This window comes from Deinococcus radiopugnans ATCC 19172 (assembly GCF_006335125.1).
GTDB lineage: Bacteria > Deinococcota > Deinococci > Deinococcales > Deinococcaceae > Deinococcus > Deinococcus radiopugnans.
In genome coordinates, this window is record NZ_VDMO01000082.1 from 1 (window position 1) to 629 (window position 629).

Consider the following 629-nt stretch of genomic DNA (forward strand, 5'->3'; position numbering starts at 1 on the left):
GGCGGCCGCTGGTCGACCGTCACCGACGAGGTCGACGCCGCGCAGCTCGCGCTGGACGAGGCGCAGGACGCCGGCGTGACCGTCGGCGACGACCAGCGGGCGTACCTGGACGCGCTGCTGGGCGGGTCCTCGGGGACCGGCGCGGGCGGGTCCCGGCCGGCGCCCGCCGCGGCGCTCGCCGCGTTCGACAGCACGGTGGCGCGGGCGAACGAGATCCTGCGCACCGACCTGCTCGCCGCGCAGCAGACCATCGGCGCGGCCCGCGAGGCGCTGCGCCGGACCTTCGAGACGTTCGTCGAGCGCTGGCCCGACCCGAACCTCGGCACCGACCCCGACGGGTCGTACGCCGACTTCGCCCGCATCCTCGCGGCGCTGGAGACGTCGGGGCTGCACGAGCTCGAGGCCGAGTGGCGCAAGAGCCTCCTGCGGCTGTCCGGCAACGACCTCACGGACCTGCACCACGGCCTGAGCCGGTCGGTCCGGGAGATCAAGGAGCGGATCCAGCCGGTCAACGACATCCTCGCGGACCTCCCGTTCGCCGACGACGACCACCGGCTGCGGATCGACGCCCGGGACACGCAGTCGACGGTCGTGGCCCGGTTCCGCAAGGAGCTCAAGGACCTCAACGA

1 protein-coding gene is annotated in these 629 nt (G+C 74.4%); it reads left to right on the plus strand.

The features are described 5' to 3' along the window. Nucleotides 1-629: hypothetical protein (locus tag FHR04_RS20775; RefSeq protein WP_211344235.1), on the plus strand; the 629-nt coding region annotated here is incomplete at both ends.